Source organism: Ureibacillus sp. FSL K6-8385, assembly GCF_038593155.1.
In the GTDB taxonomy this organism is placed as follows: domain Bacteria; phylum Bacillota; class Bacilli; order Bacillales_A; family Planococcaceae; genus Ureibacillus; species Ureibacillus terrenus.
Window position 1 is genome coordinate 1,446,381 of record NZ_CP151968.1, and the last position, 19,840, is coordinate 1,466,220.

The 19,840-nt window shown below is 45.3% G+C and carries 15 protein-coding genes and 1 CRISPR repeat array (1 of these 16 running past the window's edge); of the genes, 7 read left to right on the plus strand and 8 right to left on the minus strand.

The features are described 5' to 3' along the window. A CRISPR array of direct repeats spans positions 1-466; the repeat unit is 23 nt; unit sequence ATTTACATTCCACATAGTTAATA; it begins 143 nt to the left of the window's first position. A gap of 415 nt (positions 467-881) precedes the next feature. After that, positions 882-1,442: a Uma2 family endonuclease gene (locus NST62_RS07055; RefSeq protein WP_141601290.1), complete on the plus strand. Its 561-nt coding sequence runs from the start codon at positions 882-884 to the stop codon at positions 1,440-1,442. A gap of 43 nt (positions 1,443-1,485) precedes the next feature. On the opposite strand, the gene NST62_RS07060 is transcribed toward NST62_RS07055, so the two are convergent. The 4 genes from NST62_RS07060 to NST62_RS07075 form a co-directional block, all read right to left on the minus strand. Continuing rightward, a complete protein-coding gene (locus NST62_RS07060) occupies positions 1,486-3,090 on the minus strand; it encodes a Na/Pi symporter (protein WP_328215942.1) in 1,605 nt (534 codons plus the stop codon). Positions 3,091-3,306: 216 nt separating this feature from the next. Then, complete coding sequence (locus NST62_RS07065) at positions 3,307-3,558, minus strand: thymidylate synthase (RefSeq protein WP_141601292.1); 252 nt, start codon at positions 3,556-3,558, stop codon at positions 3,307-3,309. Between the two features lie 340 nt (positions 3,559-3,898). After that, positions 3,899-5,254 (minus strand): aspartate kinase, encoded by a 1,356-nt coding sequence (locus tag NST62_RS07070; protein ID WP_328215941.1) that lies wholly within the window; start codon positions 5,252-5,254, stop codon positions 3,899-3,901. A 478-nt stretch (positions 5,255-5,732) separates the two neighbouring features. Then, entirely contained in the window at positions 5,733-7,880 is a 2,148-nt protein-coding gene (locus tag NST62_RS07075; protein ID WP_141601294.1) for a type IA DNA topoisomerase, read from the minus strand. Between the two features lie 194 nt (positions 7,881-8,074). Here NST62_RS07075 and NST62_RS07080 point away from each other — a divergent pair, with 194 nt between their 5' ends. Then, a complete protein-coding gene (locus tag NST62_RS07080; RefSeq protein ID WP_141601295.1) occupies positions 8,075-8,485 on the plus strand; it encodes a glucosamine 6-phosphate synthetase in 411 nt (136 codons plus the stop codon). A 476-nt stretch (positions 8,486-8,961) separates the two neighbouring features. Here NST62_RS07080 and NST62_RS07085 read toward each other — a convergent pair whose 3' ends face one another. Next, complete coding sequence (locus NST62_RS07085; RefSeq protein WP_141601296.1) at positions 8,962-9,279, minus strand: hypothetical protein; 318 nt, start codon at positions 9,277-9,279, stop codon at positions 8,962-8,964. Between the two features lie 182 nt (positions 9,280-9,461). After that, positions 9,462-10,871, minus strand: a complete 1,410-nt coding sequence (aspA, locus tag NST62_RS07090) for an aspartate ammonia-lyase (RefSeq protein WP_181733171.1) — start codon at positions 10,869-10,871, stop codon at positions 9,462-9,464. A 242-nt stretch (positions 10,872-11,113) separates the two neighbouring features. Between aspA and NST62_RS07095 the strand changes: the two genes are divergently transcribed. After that, complete coding sequence (locus tag NST62_RS07095; protein WP_141601298.1) at positions 11,114-12,010, plus strand: DMT family transporter; 897 nt, start codon at positions 11,114-11,116, stop codon at positions 12,008-12,010. A 413-nt stretch (positions 12,011-12,423) separates the two neighbouring features. After that, entirely contained in the window at positions 12,424-12,570 is a 147-nt protein-coding gene (locus tag NST62_RS07100) for a hypothetical protein (protein ID WP_328215939.1), read from the plus strand. A gap of 319 nt (positions 12,571-12,889) precedes the next feature. On the opposite strand, the gene NST62_RS07105 is transcribed toward NST62_RS07100, so the two are convergent. Beyond that, positions 12,890-14,005 (minus strand): conserved virulence factor C family protein, encoded by a 1,116-nt coding sequence (locus NST62_RS07105; protein ID WP_141601299.1) that lies wholly within the window; start codon positions 14,003-14,005, stop codon positions 12,890-12,892. Positions 14,006-14,042: 37 nt separating this feature from the next. After that, a complete protein-coding gene (locus NST62_RS07110; RefSeq protein ID WP_342462775.1) occupies positions 14,043-15,938 on the minus strand; it encodes an ABC-F family ATP-binding cassette domain-containing protein in 1,896 nt (631 codons plus the stop codon). A 377-nt stretch (positions 15,939-16,315) separates the two neighbouring features. On the opposite strand from NST62_RS07110, the gene qoxA reads away from it, so the two are divergent. Genes qoxA through NST62_RS07125 form a run of 3 tightly spaced genes read left to right on the plus strand, consistent with a single transcriptional unit; the run spans position 16,316 to position 19,839 of the window. Continuing rightward, a complete protein-coding gene (qoxA, locus tag NST62_RS07115; protein WP_342462776.1) occupies positions 16,316-17,209 on the plus strand; it encodes a cytochrome aa3 quinol oxidase subunit II in 894 nt (297 codons plus the stop codon). Positions 17,210-17,257: 48 nt separating this feature from the next. Continuing rightward, the gene (gene qoxB, locus NST62_RS07120; RefSeq protein WP_342462777.1) at positions 17,258-19,246 is read left to right on the plus strand and encodes a cytochrome aa3 quinol oxidase subunit I; all 1,989 of its coding nucleotides are present in this window, start codon (positions 17,258-17,260) and stop codon (positions 19,244-19,246) included. Continuing rightward, the gene (locus tag NST62_RS07125) at positions 19,243-19,839 is read left to right on the plus strand and encodes a cytochrome (ubi)quinol oxidase subunit III (RefSeq protein ID WP_342462778.1); all 597 of its coding nucleotides are present in this window, start codon (positions 19,243-19,245) and stop codon (positions 19,837-19,839) included. Before qoxB ends, NST62_RS07125 begins: the two co-directional genes overlap by 4 nt. Position 19,840 lies beyond the last annotated feature (1 nt).

A 19,840-nucleotide genomic window follows, 5' to 3' on the forward strand; every position in this document is an offset into this window, starting at 1 on the left:
TAGTTAATAGAAAACATATGGAAACCGGAAAACGAAAACAACGCCGTAGAAATTTACATTCCACATAGTTAATAGAAAACGATGACTCCGTTTCCACAACTGATCGCGCCGACGATATTTACATTCCACATAGTTAATAAAGAACCGGGTATGAGTGGAACGGCTTCGATGATTTTGTCGATTTACATTCCACATAGTTAATAAAGAACTTGGAGAAGTAACTACATCTATTCCATCTGGTAAATATTTACATTCCACATAGTTAATAAAGAACTCTTTTGTCGTTTTTTATATAATTTTTGAACTTCTTATTTACATTCCACATAGTTAATAAAGAACAAGGTGATCGTGGGGAATTTATCGGCGCCTATGCAGATTTACATTCCACATAGTTAATAAAGAACATTTTTCTGAAAAGTTTATTACACAAGACTGAAATAACTTTACATTCCACATAGTTAATAAAGAACCCTAGTTTATCAGATTTCTAAAACCCTCATATATACAGGATTTATAAGCTCAAAGTTAATGTAACATTTTTAAAATTTGCAGTAAATAGGCAGTCGGGTTTTAATAAAAAGTCAAAAAAGATGCTGGAAGCCTTTATTTTCTTAGGTTTCAGACAAATATCTTAAAAAATGATCCACTGCAAAATCATCATTATTTGATCGATTCATTGTATTCAAAAAAATGGAAATAAAGAGCGGAAATTTATCTTTTCATGAATCCCCACTTTGATTTCATTATAATTTCCCTTTCCAATTTTTCCGTAAAGTTAAAGAATATGTAAAAATCGGAGTAATAGTAAAGACAATGGTTTTAAAACTTAAAATAAATGCGGTACAATGAGAAAAAAGTACGGTTAAGCGAGGGAAAGCCATATGACTACGCCTGAACCGCATAAACGTTACCGCTATCAAGACTATGAACAATGGGAAGGACGTTGGGAGTTAATTCATGGGGTTCCTTACGATATGTCTCCGGCACCAAGCACTAAACATCAAGCCATTGTAACGGAACTTCTTTTTTCGCTCCGTTCCTATTTTGGAAAAGGGGAATGCAGGGTGTTTGCCGCACCTTTTGATATCCGGTTAAGCGAATCGGATGATTATGATAACCCGGATACGGTTGTTCAGCCGGATTTATCTGTGATTTGCAATCCGGAGCAATTAGATTCAAAAGGAGGAAAAGGCGCGCCCCGTTTAATTGTAGAAGTGTTGTCCCCTGCCACTGCGTTAAAAGATCGTAATCAAAAATATAAATTGTATGAAAAACATGGGGTGAAAGAATATTGGATTGTCGACAGTATCCATGAAACAATTGAAGTGTACGGGCTGGTGGACCATCATTACGTCAACCGCGCCGTCTTTGGAAAGGAAGATACGCTGACTTCCTTCGTTTTTCCGGAGTTTCACTTGGAGCTGAAAACGGTTTTTCAATAGAAAAAAGGGGCTTCCCGCAAAGCCCCTTTTACAACACACGCACTTATAATACTTCCCGTTCCTGGAAGCTCGTCGATTCCTCCGCTTCCTCTCCCTTCTTGAATTGCACGAGTCTGGCAAAGGCGCGCCAGTAGTGGTAGACGAGGCGATCGATCCAAAGTAGCGCCTGCACTTTCGACATGGCGACTTCGAGTTCCGTTTCCCTGACCGCCGTGCGTTCGTAATATTTTCTTCTGCGGGTGCGCCTTTCCTCCGCCACCTTGTAGGCCGTTTTCTCCAGCACCTGCTCCATGGCCAGCAGTTTTTCCTCGCTGTCAAAGCTCTCCCTGATTTGCTCCAGCGTTTTGTGCCAACGTTTCATCAATTTTTCCTGATGAAAGACGCCTTCCACGTTTTGCTGTTCCCTCAATACCCGGACGAGCCGCGTGATATGGTCCAGCACGTGGATGATGGCCACATGTTGATTGCGGAGCTTCGACGAATCCGACTGCACCTCGTTCAGGAATTTGCGGATATGCACAATCGCTTCCTCGACTTCCCTCACCTTTTTCTCGAAGCTGCCCGTTGCTTTTTTCGCTTCAATCAATTCCAGCATCGCATCCGTCAGCCGCTTCATCATTTGGAGCAGCGTCTGATAAGCGACCTCAAGCGCCGCGGAAGGAACCGACACCAATTGTTCGTCAAGGTTCCGCGTCAATGCATTGGCCTTTTCCGGCAACAGTTTCGTCAGCAGCCTGGAAAACTGTTTGGTGAAAGGAACGAACAGTATGGCGCCCAGCACACTGAACAATGTATGGAACAACGCAAGCCCCACCGTTTCATCAAAGCTTCCCGTCATCGCTTTCGTTGCAAACTCGACGAATCGCAAAATGAATGGAATCAAAATCGTCACGATGACGGCGGTTGCCACATTAAACAACAGATGGGTGGCCGCCGTGCGCTTCGCCGCAACGGAAGATCCGATCGATGCGACAATTGCCGTGGCCGTCGTTCCGATGTTTTGTCCGATGACAAGAAAGACCGCCTGCCCAAAGTCGATCGCTCCGGCAAATAGTGCGGTGAGCGTCGCGGCCATTGCCGCGCTCGATGCCTGCATGATGATCGTCATCACGATTCCGATGCCGATGAGCAAAAAGATGGACCAGACCGAGTCCGTATCAAAGGATTCGAAACGGATCCAGTCCTGGGCATTTTCCATTCCTTTTTGCAAGAATCCGATGCCCAAAAATAACAGGCCGAAGCCGGTGAATACGCCGCCGTATTTTTTGATGTCGCTCGGAGCCATATATTGGATCAGTACCCCAAGGGCAATCACGGGCAAGGACATCGCCTGTAAGCTGATTTTAAATCCAAGGAGGGAAATGAGCCAGCCGGTACTCGTGCTGCCAATATTGGCGCCGATAATAATCCCGATGGACTGGACAAAGGAGATCAGTCCGGCGCTCACGAATCCGACCGTCAAGATGGTCGTCGCGGTGGATGACTGGACAAGCACGGTCATCAAAAAGCCCGTCAGCAAAGACGTGAGCGTTCCTTTTGTAAACGTGTTCATCCATTTTTTTAACGTTTCGCCCGCAATCTCTTTCAAGCCGTTTGTCAACAGCGACATGCCCAATAGAAAAATCCCGATTCCACCAATGGCATTCATCAACGGTAACACCTCATTTACAAGGCAATCCTGCATCATCATTTTTCGAAAAAACAAATTGCGTTCCTTTAAAGAACGCAAAAATGAGAAATCGCTCATGAATCATGACAAACTGAGGAAATATCAAGGAACGTGGCCGTCAGCACTGGATTAAATCCATAAATATGCTATTTCAGTATAAAATATACGATGGTTACTGCCCGGCCTCGCCACTTTTTACTCCGCATCAATAAAGAACGTTTCCACCGATTCCTTGGAAGACTCTTCTTCTTTTAAGTAAATGACCAATTCTTGATGGTATTCATTATTTTCCAAATAGAAATCAAGGGTATGGAAATCGTATTTATAAGTGCCGAAGGGAAAAGTGACATATTCGCCCTTCACCGCCGCAAGAAGCCCGGCCACATCGTGGGACACCATCTGCAACAGTTCTTGTCCTGTGGCAGTCAATACAAATGCAACTTTCATCTGTTTCACCTTTTCCTCATAAAAAAACGTTGCTTTGCCGGCAACGTTTTTTTGTGTGTATTATTCACATAGAATTATTCTACCATATGTTTGATTGAAAGAACACCGGGAAACGGTTATTCTTGCGGTGCACTTTTCGCCCATAAGTTTTTCGTTTGGCGGATTTTATCTGTATTTTGGCGGATTTCCCCGAAAGCCGCTGCCCCACAACCTTGGCGGATTCCATCCTCCCGAAACCCCAAAATCTCCCTGCTGGAAAATCCCCGCGCAAAAAACAAAAAACGGACGGGAAAACTTCCCGCTTTCCCTGTCCGTTCTTTTCATTATTCCATTCTCCCCATTAAATTGTCACGGGAGTAAAAAATTCTTCATATAATGCGCGCAAGCACTGTTCTTCATATTCTTGTAGGACGCCGAATACAAGGCTCACTTCGGAAGAACCTTGGTTGATCATTTCGATGTTCGCCCCGGTCCGGGAAATGGCTGAAGCGGCCCGTGCCGCCAATCCTTTGTTTCTTCGCATGCCTTCTCCTACAATGACAATCATGGAGAAGCCGTGGCGGAAATACACATCATCTGCATGAAGTTCTTCTTTGACGCGTTTGACAATGCGTTCTTCTTTTTCAGGCGTCAATTGGTTGGAACGGATGATGACGGAAATATCATCCACTCCGGATGGTGTATGTTCATAGGAAATGTTTTCTTCCTCGATGATTTGCAACAGTTTTCTGCCAAAACCGATTTCGCGGTTCATCAAGTATTTGGATACATATAAAGTGGAGAATCCGTGATCCGCCGCGATGCCGATGACCGGCCGCCCGTTCGGTTTGCGCGTCGGCACGATGCGGGTGCCCGGCGCCGATGGATTGTTTGTATTTTTGATGTTCACCGGGATGCCCAATTTAAATACCGGGATTAACGCTTCATCGTGGAATACGGAGAACCCCGCATAAGAAAGTTCCCGCATTTCACGGTACGTAATTTCTTCAATGCCGATCGGGTCGTTTACCACTTTCGGATTGGCAGAGAAGACGCAATCCACATCTGTAAAGTTTTCATATAATTCCGCTTTGACGGCCGCTGCCAGGATGGATCCCGTAATGTCGGAGCCGCCGCGGTCGAATGTGCGCAATCGGCCTGATCTTGTATAACCGAAGAATCCCGGGAATACGACGATCTCTTCGCCTTTTCCAAGGTCTTTCAAGTTTTCGTAAGTTTCAGGCAACGCAAACGTTCTTTCCGGCGGATCGTTTACCACCAATCCTTCTTTCGGGCTGACATATTTCGCTTTTAGCCCAATGGAATTGAAATATTCCGCCACCAATTTGGCGTTATTGTCTTCACCGCTTGCTTTTAATGTATCCATGAATAATTCTTTTTCCGCTTTTAGGGCAAGGCGTTCGCGCAAGTCGTTTTCGATGACTTCCACGATTTTTCTGTCCAATCCAAGCCCTTCGGCGATGTCTTTATAGCGGTTCACCACATTTTGCAGTTTCTCTTCCACAGCACCGTTTTGAAGTGCCGTTTCCGCCAAATCGATCAATAAATCAGTCACTTTGATATCATCGCTGAAGCGTTTGCCTGGAGCAGAAACCACCACAATTTTTCTTTTGGGATTCTCTTTCACAATATTGGCCACTTTTTGAATTTGACCTGCACTCGCAACTGAAGTTCCACCAAATTTACATACGATCATAATATCATCAAATCCTTACTTTCCAAGATTGTATTTTCCAAAAGAACATTTGACTTTTCTCAGTGTACAAATTTTATAGAAAAACGTCAAGAGCCTTTAACCAAAAAGATGAAAATATTTGAAAAATTTTATTCGTTGCTATCCTAAAAACTAGTATATGTAGGCGGTTCGGTAGAACGCTTTATCATTGCCCATTATTTTTAAAAGAAAACCGTGCACACCTATCGAAAAATAGATGTACACGATTTTGCTATGAATCCTTATGCCTACCCTGATTCATTCCATTTAAAATTGTTAGTTTTATTATATAATATTTTCTTGATTTTTCTAGATAAAATCGCAAATATCTGGACAGATTTTTGATGGAAAAATTTTATAAATTTAATCCAAAAAAGTAATGGATTAGCCGCTAGCCATTCCCCTCCTTTTATCATATTCCACACTCTTTGAATTGGAAGGTTAAAATGGAGGAATCCCCTTATTTTTGCTTTATTTCATCCGGAAATTCCATCTTCCAGCTGAAATAGTCCCCGTCCGGCTGTTTTTCGTAGCGCAATAGGGCGTCAAACTTGTTCCCTTTCTTGCTTGTCAGGCCTTTGACAAGCACTTTGCCATCTTTGAGCAGCTTCTTCACCATCGTTTTCGTCGGTTTCTTTTTCATGGCGGCGAGGAATTTATCGTTTTTCCAAATGACGAATTTGCATCCGTTCTTCCAGTTGCTGCAGCCGAAGCCTCTCTGCCCTTCAATGACGTCATGGCCGCAGAGCGGGCATTTTCCCAATGGTTCATGGGATTTCTTTTGCGCTTCATTTAAAATGATGTCTTTTTCTTGTTGAATGGTATGTACCGCTTTTTTCGTGAATTCAAAAATGAACTGCAGAAATTGATCCCGTCTGAATTTTTGTTTTTCGATATCGGCGAGGGTTTTTTCCAGCCGGCCGGTAAAGTCCAAATCGAACAGCTCTTTCACCGGGAAGGTTTCCACCAATCTTCTTCCAAGTTCTGTACAGATCAAATATTTATTTTTCGATGTGATATAGCCCGCCGTTTTCAATTTTTTGATTGTTTCCGCCCTTGTTGCCGGCGTTCCGATGCTGAAGCCGCTCAGGATGCCGGCCATGATTTCGTCGCTGTCTTCATCCTGCCCCTTCCCCTTTCCGCACGTTTCCATCACCTTCAGCAACGTTTTCTCCGTATGGTGCTTCGGCGGCTTGGTTGTATGGGAAGTGAGCTCGGCGCCGGCGACGGCCACCTGGCCATGGAGTTCCACATGGGGAAGAATCGCATCCTTTGTTGCGATGTTTTCGACCTTCCGCCATCCTTCCACGAGTTGCACCCTGCCCCTTGATATAAATATTCCAGCAATCTCATCATGTTCCACTTTCGTCGCAATTTTTGTTTCTTCGTGTTCCGCAAGCGGCATAAACTGCATGATGAAACGGTTTTTGATCGCTTCATAGACGATGGCTTCATCTTTCGTCAAAGACGCCGGTTTGACATAAGTCGGAATGATGGCGCTGTGGCTTTCCACTTTCGAGTTGTCAAAGACGCGCTTCTTCTTGGAAAAGACGATTTCATTTTCGTAAGGCAGCCCTTTTTTGAGGATTTCAAGCACCCTTTTCGCTTTTTCCGCCAGACTTTCTTCCAGCACGACGCTGGCCGTGCGGGGATAGGTGATGTATTTCTTTTCGTAAAGGGATTGGGCCACCTTCAACACTTTGTCGGACGTCCAGCCCTTGTATTTCCCCGTAATGTATCCCTGAAGGTTCGTCAGGTTGAACAAATATGGGGGATATTCTTTCTTCCGTTCGACCTTTTTCTCGATCACGCGGGCAGGCCGTCCCGTTAATGCTTGTCGGATGCTTTCCAATTGCGCCTTTGTTTTAAACTTGTCCTCCCCGTTTTCCTGGTAGGTGCCTTTGTAAGTCTCTCCATCTTTCGTTTGGAAAATGGCTTCCAGTTTGTAGTAGTCTTCCGGAACGAATTGTTCAATCTCCTTGTCCCGGTCGTAGATGATTTTTAACGTCGGCAGCAGAACCCTTCCGATGTTCAAGGGGCTGCCGGAGCCTTTCTGGTATTTCAGCGTGGCGACGGACGTCAAATTGATGCCGATGACCCAATCCGCCCATTGCCGGCAAATCCCTGCATCCAAAAGCGGCCTCATGTCGGTGTTTGGAATCATGTTTTGGAGGCCTTTCAATACTTCTTCCTGCGTCCATTCATTTTGCAGCATGCAGTATACCGGCTTGTTCGGATTCATCCGATAAATGATCGTATCGCCGATCAGCTGCCCTTCCCGGTCGTAATCGCAGGCGGAAATGATCATTTCCACATCCGGGCGGTTCATGAGATTCTTGATGATTTGCAGCTGCTTTTTGGCGCTGTTTTTGGGATCCGTTTTGATTTTGTATTGGAAGTTTGAAGGGATGAACGGAAAATACTCCATTCTCCACGTCTTCATTTTCGGGTCGTAATCTTTTGCATCGTAAAGTTCAAAAAGGTGTCCATATGCCCACGTAATTATATATCCGTTCCCTTCGAAATACCCTTCTTTTTTCGTTTTGATGTGCAGGGCGTCGGCAATGTTTTTCGCCACGGACGGCTTTTCGGTTAAGATGAGTTTCATGTTTTGGATCACCCGGTTTCAAGCAGTTTTATATTGTTTATTATAATGTTTTTTCTATTAAATGGATGGCGGAACCGTTTTGTTTTGATGACTTTTCGAGATATTTTGTGTTTTATAGAGAATTTTTTAATATTTTTATAGAAATTCCGTTCTAATATTGATATAATATTTTTGCAAAGTGGGGTGGGAGTTTTATGCAGAACATATCATACAGAACGGTTTTATGGATTATTCCCTTGTCCATTCTTTTAATCTTTTGGTATATGTACCGCCCAAGCGACGGCGATGAATATATAGCGTATATTCAGGCAGCGTCTTTGGAAGGTTCATCCGTGAATTTGGAGAAGGCGTTAAACGGCTATTGCAAAGACGAGGAATGGATCTTTTTCAAAACGAACAACCGCCAGCATGTGGTGGAGTTCAAGGGAGCCTGTCCGGTGAATGGACAAGAAAAGGCGAAGGTCAATTTGCAATTCATTGTGGAAAAGGATTTGAGCGGCTATAAGGTGGGGGCCATGCTGCTTGATGGGGAACAGCAGACATCCGAACAGCGTGATTCCTTCTTGCAGGAAGTCGCAAGGAAAAATGAAGTCGCCGCTCCGTAGGATTCATGTCGGGGCAGGGAGATCGTGATCCGGATTACCATTTTGGAAGCGATTGGGTTGAATCGTCTTTTCAGGAAAAAACAATAGATTTTGGGACCTCCTTAGGATATTATAACTTTGGGGACTTCCTTTAAGGATTTGAAAAAAGAGCGGATCGGTTGAGGATTCGCTCTTTTTTCATTTGGCTTGAGAGATATGGAATCGGATTGAGGAGATAATAGTCTGACCTGGGCAAAGTTCCTGCTTGGGCATATGGATGAACCGCAATTTGGAAAGACAAGAATGCAGCTTGAATACAACTTGGGCGAATAAGGATTCGACTTGGGCAAATAAAGAGCTTTCTTGGGCACTCGGAGCCTCAACTTGGGCAGATAGTGTTCCTACTTGGGCGCTTGAAACCTCGGTTTGGGCAGATGAGTCTTCATCTTGGGCATTTAATGATCCTCCTTGGGCAGTTAGAGTCCTTGCTTGGACGCTTAGATAATCCGCTCGGCATATGAGGCTTCAACTCGGGCACTTAAATTCCTAACTTGGGCAGATAAAACCTCTACTTGGGCACTTATATCCTTAGCTTGGGCATTTAATGATTCTACTTGGGCGCTTAGATAATCCGCTCGGGTATATGAGGCTTCAATTCGGGCACTTAAATTCCTAACTTGGGCAGATAAAACCTCTACTTGGGCACTTGAAGCTCCAACTTGGGCAGACAAAGATCCTCCTTGGGCACTTAAAGCCTCAACTTGGGCAGATAAAGCCTTTACTCGGGCACTTAGAACCCCAATCTGGTCATCCAAATTTTTTCTTATTCAGATAGCATCCCCGGCACCAAAACCTTCGTCAAAAAAAACAAAGGGCACGATCAACTCGTGCCCTTTTCCCATTTAATGAATTTGGTGATGTCCTTGAAAATTGTAGGCGGGAACTCGATCAGTTCGTGCCCTTTTCCGATTTAAACTTCCTTTTCCTTATAAACCCATCAATGCTTCCCGGCAATGCCCGGATGCGTCATTTCATACGGATTTAAAATTTCATTTAATTGCTCTTCCGTTAATACGCCATATTTGATGCAGAGGTCGCGGATGGATTCTCCTGTGAGATAGGCTTCGCGCGCCAATTTGGCCGCCGTTTCGTAGCCGACGTGCGGGTTGATGGCCGTGATGATGCCAATGCTTTTTTCCACGTATTCCTTCATGCGTTTTTCATTCGCCTGGATGCCTTTTAAGCAATATTCCGTAAAGGCTTTGAAGACATTGTTCATGATGGAAATGGATTGAATCAAATTAAAGAATAGAACCGGTTCCATCACGTTCAATTCGAATTGGCCCGCTTCGGACGCAGATGAAATCGTCACGTCATTGCCGAACACCTGGAATGCCACCTGGTTCACCACTTCCGGCATGACCGGATTCACTTTGCCCGGCATGATGGAAGAACCTGGCTGGCGGGCAGGAAGGACGATTTCCGCAAGTCCCGCGCGCGGTCCGGATGCCATCAGGCGCAAGTCGTTGGCGATTTTGGACATGTTGAGCATGCAGACCTTCAATGCCGAAGAAACTTCAGTATAACAGTCCGTGTTTTGCGTCGCATCCACCAAATGTTTGGCCGTTCTCAATGGATGGCCGCTCAATTCCACTAAATGTTTTGTGACGATTTCAATGTATTTCGGATCGGCATTTAATCCCGTGCCGACCGCTGTTGCTCCCATATTGATGTCATATAAATGTTTTTTCGTATTGGAAATCCGTTCAATGTCGCGGGCAATCACATTGGCATATGCCTCGAATTCTTGTCCGAGCAGAATCGGCACCGCATCCTGCAAGTGGGTTCTGCCCATTTTGATGACGCCGGCGAATTCATCTGCCTTTTTCAAAAATGCCTGCTGCATAGTTGTTGTTGTTTCGATCAACTGATCCAATAAACTCAACACGGCGATGCGAGTGGCAGTCGGAAACGCATCGTTTGTGGATTGGGACATATTGACGTGCGAATTTGGACTGATGACGGAGTAATTTCCTTTTTCTTCTCCCATCAATTCCAATGCGCGATTGGCAATCACTTCATTCGCGTTCATATTGATGGAAGTTCCTGCCCCGCCCTGGATAGGATCCACCACAAATTGGTCATTCCATTTGCCTTCGATCACTTCTTCTGCGGCTTTGACGATGTATTGCCCAATTTCTTTATCCAATAAGCCGACTTCCATATTGGCCAACGCGGCTGCTTTTTTCACAATGCCAAGAGCTTTGATCAATTCCGGATGGATGCGGTAACCCGTAATCGGGAAGTTTTCAGTCGCACGGGCCGTTTGCACCCCATAATATGCCTCTGCCGGAATCTCCTTTTCTCCCAAAAAATCTTTTTCGATGCGGATATTCTTATTCATCAGAAACTATCTCCTTTTCTTCGTTAAACGCTAAAAGTAACCGTTTTCATCATCGAAAATGTTAATAACATGCTATCAATTACATACTACAACATTCTATCACAGAAAGATATCAAATAGGCTCCGTTTCTCAATAGTAATTTATAATAGTATTGCGAAATTATCATAAATGTTATTTAATAGATTTTATATTGTTTTATTTCCGATTTTTCTCAATAATTCTGACAGTTTCGAGGGGAAGTCCAGTGAATTTATCAGCGATCATCAAACTGGCCGCGAGCATGGCCATTTTCGGCTCCATCGGTTTATTTACGAAAAATGCGGGGATTCCCGCAATCGAGCTCGTGTTTGTCCGTTGCATTTGCGCCACCTTGTTTTTGGGAGGCCTGTGGTTTGCGACGGGTGGACATAAGAACGAAGTCTGGAATCGGAAAGAAGTCATCCGGACTTTGCTTTGCGGGATTTTTCTCGTGCTGAACTGGGTGTTTTTGTTTAAGGCATTTGAAGAAATGTCCATTTCGGTCGCAATCTCCATTTATAATATGGCGCCGATTTTCGTGCTGATTTTAGGGGTTCTTTTTTTGAAAGAACGCATCACGGCCGGAAATATTGCGGCCATCCTCGTATGTTTTGTCGGCTCCCTTTTTATTATCGGAGTGGAGCATTTAAATTCCGTCGAAGCGTTTATGAATTCCGGATTTGTCTGGGCGGTTTTATCGGCACTCTGTTATGCGATGACGATGTTACTGAGCAAAACATTGAAAGGCTTGTCGCCTTACGCCACGACATTTTTGCAGACGATCGTAGGCATCGTGATGCTATGGCCGATGTGCGATTTTTCGGTGTTCCACGGTTTGTCTGCCAAGAATATTTTCTTTATTTTGGGAACGGGCATTATCCATACGGGATTTGTGTATTATTTATTTTTTGACAGCATCCGCAAATTGCCGACGATCCTTGTGTCCGTCTTGACGTTCGTCGATCCGGTGGTGGCCATTTTGTTGGATACGGTGCTGCTTGGATTCAGACCGGACTTGTTGCAGACTGTCGGGATTATGATGGTGTTTGGCGGCATTTTCTATACGGTCTTGAAGCCGAAACGGTATGCGCGGGTGAGGAAGAAGGAGAAGCTGGCGCAGTAAGAGAAGCTTTTTGCTTCGTGACTGGATTTTAAATGGCATTTGGATGGAGCGAAGATTCCCTTTGGGCGGGGAATCGTCGCGTTTTTTTTTCGGGGATGTGGGAAATAAAGGATTTTTTCCTTTCCATGCAAAGTGCATTTTTCCCCTTTTGGCGATTATTTTTGGAAGATTGGCGATTTATCCTTTCTACTTCGGCGATTATCTCCCCGATTTTGGCGATCCTTGCCAACAAAAAAACAATTTCCCGTTAGCCTACTTTTCCTCCAATTAGCCGATTACGCCACTCCTCTCCGATCATCACTTCATAATCCCCAACATTAGAAGCATCTTGCATTTTGAACAAAATATTAGTACAATTTAGTCATAATCAATTTTAAAAAAATTCTGCCAAGTCTGGCAGGAAATCCGCAAACATGATAAAAATTCGCCAATTTTCAAAATACGCATTCCACCATAATCAAAACATCATCCGCCAATCAAGGGATACATATTCCAAAGCGGCAATCGATCCACTGATTGTCCGCTTTGGAAATTCCGCCATAAACCTTCCTTTCCAATAATTCAATTGAATCATTACCATTCATGTAGTGGGAATCCTTCATTCCCGCTATCTTTTTTTGTGATCTTACAACAACACAGGCACAAATAAAAAGACATGCGACATCCCTATTGGCCACATGCCCTAATCTTTATTTCAATCCAAAATCCCAAATTTCCCAAAAAATCCATAAAAAATAATAAAAACCTCCTTTATCAATTTATTCCACATTGTCTCATTTTCTTAATCACAAAACTTGTCCATGTTTCAATACCGGTTTTTTATACCAATACCCATTAAAAAAGCTGATTGGAAAGTTGTTTTCCAATCAGCCTATTTCATTACTTATTTCTCTCCATCATCTGCTTCCAGACGGAGCCTTTTGCTTCTTCGCCCTGTTCGATGCGGGCGATGGCCATTTTCACCTGGAGTCTCACTTCAAATTCCGGATCGTTTTCCGCTTCCCGAAGCGCGGGGAGGGCGCGTTCCGTTCCGGATTCGTACAAAAACATCGCGGCGCGCCAACGGACAAGTTTATTTTTGTCCTTCAACGCTTCCATCATCGCCGGTTCAAACTCCACAAACCCGAGGTCGCTCATGCAGTCCCCCGCTGTGCGGCGGACGGCCGGGCTTTTGTCATTCAGCGCGCGGATCAATAGCGGCACCACCGCCCGATCTTCAATCATGCCCAAATAGACCGTCGCCAGTCTCCGAATGGACATTTGCTCATCTTCCAGCGCTTTTTCAAGAAGCGGCAAATCCTCCAAATCCGGATCCGGAATCTGGGACAGCATCTGGAAGCGCTCTTTCCAATCGTCCACGTCAAATTCTTCCACCGTGATTTTTCTTCGTTTTACCGTTTCCGGTTTTTTCGCGTTGGCCGCTTCCACTATCCTCGCAACCCGCTCCTCGGGATACGTCGCTTCGATTTCCTTCAGGACGTTTTCGGCGATTTCTTCCTTGTCGCCGTAGCGCACGCCGAAATCCGCCCATTTGCGTTCCATAATATAGTTTTCGTCGGATTTGTCGATTTTGATTTGTTGAAACGCCCTGATGAAGCGCTCCCCGGTGGAAATCCGATGTTCGCCGGAAGCATCGAACACTTTGATTTGCAATGGCAATCCCCTGTACATTTGCACATGGACAAAGACTTCTCCGTAATGGTCCGGCGTCTGCCGGTCCTGTTCCACGTTCTCCGCCTCTTCGCCAAGGGCATTGCGGACCTGGGATAAAATGGATTCCCATTGGTATTTCGGATTCCGTTCCACCGCCAAAAAGTCCGCCACGCGGTAAACGCCTTTGACCCCTTCAATCCGCAAAATCTGGCGGATTTCTTCCGGAGCCTCCTGCACATTTTCTTTTGTAAAATTAAAGCTTTTGCCAAAAGGCAGTTCTTCATCCACCACCACTTTCATCGTGTTGGGGCTGGGTGTCGGTTCGATTGTTACGATTTTCAATGTTTTCCCTCCGTTTTCCTTTTTCACCAAACTTTGTCTATTTACCTTCGTTGACGATATCGTTCAAGTATGACCACTGTTCAATCAGCCGCTCATATTCCGCGTTGAGTTCGTTCAATTTGTCCGCATATTCCTGAAGTTTCACGTAGTCCGAACCGCAACTTGCCATCCGTTCTTCGATTTCCATTATTTCCTGCTCCACTTGCGCAATCATGCCCTCAATCGTTTCCCATTCTTTCTGTTCTTTGTACGTCAATTTTTTCTTTTCGCTTTTCGGCTTTTCCTTCTTCGGTTTGACCTGTTTTTCCTCTTTTTCCCCGTTTTTTTCCGCTTCGGCCTTTTTCATCAAATATTCCGTGTACAAATCATAACTTACCTCTACATTCCCTTTTCCGTCCAAAATCCACAACTTTTTCGCAATCCGGTCCAGGAAGAAGCGGTCGTGGGAAATGGCGATGACCACGCCGGGAAAATGTTCGATAAAGTCTTCCAACACGCCAAGGGTTTCAATATCCAGATCGTTGGTCGGCTCGTCCAACAGCAAAACGTTCGGCTGTTCCATCAAAAGCTTCAACAAATGAAGCCGTTTCCGCTCGCCACCGGATAATTTCCCGATCGGCGTTCCATGGGTGTGGAGCGGAAACAAAAACCGTTCCAGCATCTGGGAAGCGGAATAACGGAAGCCTTCCGTATCGGTGATTTCGTTGGACGCTTCGCGGACATACTCGATCATCCGCTGGTTTTCATTCATTTCCGGCAGGATTTGATGGAAATGGGCGATTTTGACGGTCGGCCCGGTGATGACTTCCCCCTCATCCGGCTTTAGTTCCCCGGCCAATATTTTCAGCAGCGTCGATTTTCCATAGCCGTTCGCTCCGACGATGCCGATGCGGTCGCCCTGCTGGATGAGGAAATTAAAATCTTTCAATATCGTGCGGTCCCCGAAAGATTTTGAGAGATGGACGCCTTCGAGCACCTTTTTCCCCAGGCGGGTTGTGGATAAAGGCGCCAGTTCAAGCTTATCATCTTCGCTATATTGTTCGAGTTTCTTTTCCAATTCTTCAAAGCGCTGGATTCTTGCTTTTTGTTTCGTCGTTCTGGCCTTCGCGCCGCGGCGGATCCATTTCAATTCATTGCGGTAGCGGTTGCGCAGCTTCTCCTGTGTGGCCTGCTTGTTTTCTTCCCTTATCGCCCGGGCTTCCAGAAAATCCGAATAGTTTCCGTTATGTCGGTAAAGGGTCTGATCCGCGAGTTCATAAATGTGTGTCGCGACGGCATCCAGGAAGTAGCGGTCATGGGTAATAAAGAGCACCGCCCCTTTCAAACGGAGAATCGCCTCCTGCAGCCATTCCGTCGCTTCCGCATCGAGATGGTTGGTCGGCTCGTCCAGCAAACAAAGGTCCGCCGGTTCGATCAGCACCTTTGCCAAAGCGACCCGTTTTTGCTGGCCGCCGGATAAATTGGAAATGCGTTCGTCAAATTGAGTGATGCCGAGCTTTGTCAACGCCTGTTTGGCGAGGGCATTGACGTCCCATGCCTTTTCCGCGTCCATATGCTGCTGGAGCTGGAACAATTTGTTCTGCAACGCTTCCGATTCGGGATCGAGGCTCAATGCTTTGACCGTCTCCTCATACTCCCGGTTCAACTTTAAAATCGGCGAGTTTCCGGAAAAGACCGCCTCCAGCACCGTAACGTCTTCATCAAAAACCGGTTTTTGCGGCAAATAGGCAATATGGTATTTGTTCGGATGATCCATTTCGATGGAATCGGCCTCCTGCTCCCCGGCCAAAATGGAAAGCAGCGTCGATTTTCCGGTTCCGTTGATGCCGATCAATCCGGCCCGTTCCCCTTCGTAAATCGTAAATTCCACATTTTTAAATAACGTTTTATCCCCTACTGTTTTCGTCAAATTCGAAACTATCAAATGACTCATCGATTTCATCTTCTCTTTCAATATAGAATTCCATTCTTTATTATATAGAAATTTTGATGGGCATGTACAATATGAAGTCACTTGATGCAAATGGCGGCCCCATTTTCGCTTCCATCCCTGGACATCGCTCGTGATAAAATTATTTTTAAATAATATATTCCAAATTTTATGTCAATCACATGCATGGATGGGTTTATTGGTTGATGTATGGAGATTTATCGACAAATTATGAAACAATTATTGTCCATTTTATGAATTATTACTATTTGCATAGTGTAAACGCTTTTTATTTTTTTATTTTGATATATTATTGAGTCAAACATATTTTAGGACGTCGAAAAGGGTTTTTCTTTTTGACCATCGAAAGGAGCACTCCCATGAAACTCAAAGGAACACTACTGTTGTTACTTTCCATGCTTGTCGTCTTCCTTAGCGGTTGTGAACCTTTATTAGTGTTGGATCCAAAAGGGCCACAAGCGGAACGGCAAGCAAGCGATATTATGATCTCCATTGGTATTATGGCGTTTATTGTCATTGTCGTGATGGTTTTACTTGTATACATGCTTGTCAAATATCGTGCATCCAGACTGCCTGACGATTATGAACCCCCTCATATTGAGGGAAATCCGATTTTAGAGGGAATTCTTATCGGAGTTCCAATTATTATTGTCGCCATCCTTTCCTTTATCACAGTGAAAAGCAACTATATTGTCGAGTCGACACCGGAAGGATATGAAGATCAGGAACCATTGGTGATTTACGCTTCATCCTCCAACTGGAAATGGCATTTCAGCTACCCTGAACAGGATATCGAAACGGTGAACTACCTGTATATTCCAACCGATCGTCCAATCGAGTTCAAACTTTATTCGTTTGGCCCGATTACAAGTTTCTGGATTCCGCAATTGGGCGGACAAAAATATGCCATGGCGGACATGGTGACGACACTTCACCTGGCGGCTGAAACACCGGGAGAATATATGGGACGGAACGCAAACTTCAGCGGCAAAGGTTTTGCGGAAAATACATTTACCGTCACCGCCATGACCCAAACAAAATTTGACGAGTGGGTGGAAGAAGTGCATGAAACGGCCGAACCCCTCACGGAAGATACGTTTGAACAATTATTGGAACCCGGCCATCTTGGAAGAATGACTTTCACAGGAACCCATCTGGCGTTCTCTCCTGCACCGGAGCATGAGCATTCCGACGATGGGATGGATTCCGAAAAACAGCACAATATGCATGCTAAACATGCGGCTCACGAATAAATTAGAATCTAGCAGTTTTCGCAATATATTTTGAGAGGAGAAAATTCGATGGAATTTTTTGAACGATTTGCGGTGCCGAATCCAAACCCGGCCATTTATGCATCCATGGTAGCCATCGTCGTTGTATCCCTCGCCATCATCATTGGGTTGACCTATTTTAAAAAATGGGGTTACCTATGGCGGGAATGGTTGACAACAGTGGACCATAAAAAAATTGGGATGATGTATTTAATCTCTGCGCTACTGATGCTTTTCCGCGGTGGAGTGGATGCCCTCATGTTACGGGCACAGCTTTCCATGCCGGATAATAAACTGCTGGACCCGCAACATTACAACGAAGTGTTTTCGACCCATGGCGTCATCATGATCATCTTTATGGCGATGCCGTTCATCTTCGCTTTTATGAACCTTATTGTTCCATTGCAAATCGGGGCGCGGGATGTGGCGTTTCCTAGACTGAACGCCCTCAGCTTCTGGTTATTTGCTGCCGGGGCGATGCTATTTAACATTTCCTTCGTCATCGGCGGTTCACCGGATGCAGGATGGACATCCTACTTCCCCCTTGCCGGAACCGAATTCAGCGAATCCGTCGGAACGAACTATTACATGATCGCCATTCAGATTTCCGGGATCGGTTCCCTGATGACCGGAATCAATATGATTACGACGATTTTAAAAATGCGCGCACCTGGCATGACCTTGATGAAAATGCCGATGTTCACATGGGCCAGCTTTATGGCATGTGTCATCATCATCTTTGCCTTCCCGGTATTGACCATCGCGTTATTGATGGGAACAACCGACCGTTTGTTCGCGACCAACTTCTTTACGTCAACAAACGGCGGTATGGACATGCTTTGGGCAAACTTCTTCTGGGTCTGGGGACACCCTGAAGTGTATATCCTGATCCTCCCCGCCTTTGGGATTTACAGCGAAGTGATCTCCACATTCTCCGGCCGCAACCTTTACGGATACAAATCCATGGTCGGCTCGATGGTCATCATTTCTCTGCTATCGTTCCTTGTTTGGACCCACCACTTCTTTACAATGGGTCAAGGCGCGCTCACAAACAGCATTTTCTCCATTTCTACAATGGCGATTGCGGTGCCGACAGGAGTGAAAATTTTCAACTGGCTGCTCACGATGTGGAAAGGGAAAATCCGTTTTACCGTTCCAATGCTTTACTCAGTCGGATTTATTCCACTGTTCACCATCGGGGGCGTGACCGGAGTCATGCTGGCCATGTCAGCGGCGGACTATCAATATCACAATACAATGTTTTTGGTCGCCCACTTCCATAACACGATCATTCCGGGCGTTGTCTTCGCGATGCTGGCTGGACTCACGTACTACTGGCCTAAAATGTTTGGCTTTATGTTAAATGAACGGATTGGGAAATGGGGCTTCTGGTTCTTATCCATTGGATTTGTTCTCGCCTTCTTCCCGATGTACATCACAGGCTTGAACGGACAAGCCCGCCGTATGTACACATACTCTGAAGCGACAGGTTTCGGACCTTTGAACTTCGTCGCATTCATCGGTGCATGTTTGATGGCGATCGCCTTCTGTCTCATTGTCTATAACATTTTTTACAGCATCAAACACTCTCCAAGAAACGTTGGAGACGATCCATGGAATGCCCGCTCTTTGGAATGGGCCACTCACAATCCGGTGCCGGAATACAACTTTGCCCGCACGCCTCATGTGGCTTCCAGCGAAGCGTTCTGGGACGCGAAAAAACATGGGCATGAATTGTTCAAAGGGGAAATTGAAGAAATCCATATGCCAAACTACAGCGGCGTGCCGTTCATCATGGGCGTCATCTTCTTCATCTGCGGATTCTCGTTCGTCTTCTCCTTATGGATACCGGCGATTGTTTCCTTAATTGGCATTTTCGCCTGCATGGTGCTACGTTCCTTTGAAAAAGATGACGGACGCCTCATTTCGGTGGAAGAAATCAAAGCGACGGAAAGCAAATTTGAATCTGCGGAGGAAATTAAAACAGCCGTAAGCACGTATGGAGGTGCCAATTCATGAAAATCGATCACACGCAGCCTCTGGAATACAGTACGCAACAAAACCAATTGAACATTTTTGGATTCTGGATCTTTCTCGGCGCTGAAATCATGTTGTTCGCAACGCTTTTCACCGCCTACTTCATCATGGAAAACCGGACAGGCAACGGGCCTACAGGGCCTGAAATCTTTGAAATCGGGCCAGTGCTATTTGAAACGTTTATTCTTTTGACAAGCAGCTTCACCATCGGTCTTGCAGTCCATGCCATGAGAATCGGGCGCAAAAAAGCGATGCTCGCCTTTTTGGGAGTCACCCTGTTGCTCGGCGTTGCCTTCCTTTCCGCCGAAATCAATGAATTTGTACATTATTATCATGTGGGGGCCACTTATCAAACGAGCGGATTTACCGCCGCCTTGCTGACGACGCTCGGAACCCACGGGGGCCACGTAACCCTCGGCTTCTTTTGGGGGTTGTGCATCTTGATCCAGGTGATGAAAGACGGGATTAATGCCCGCACAGCCAACAAATCCTTCATCTTTTCTCTCTACTGGCACTTCCTGGATGTTGTCTGGATTTTCATCTTCAGCTTCATCTACTTGAAAGGATTGATGTAAT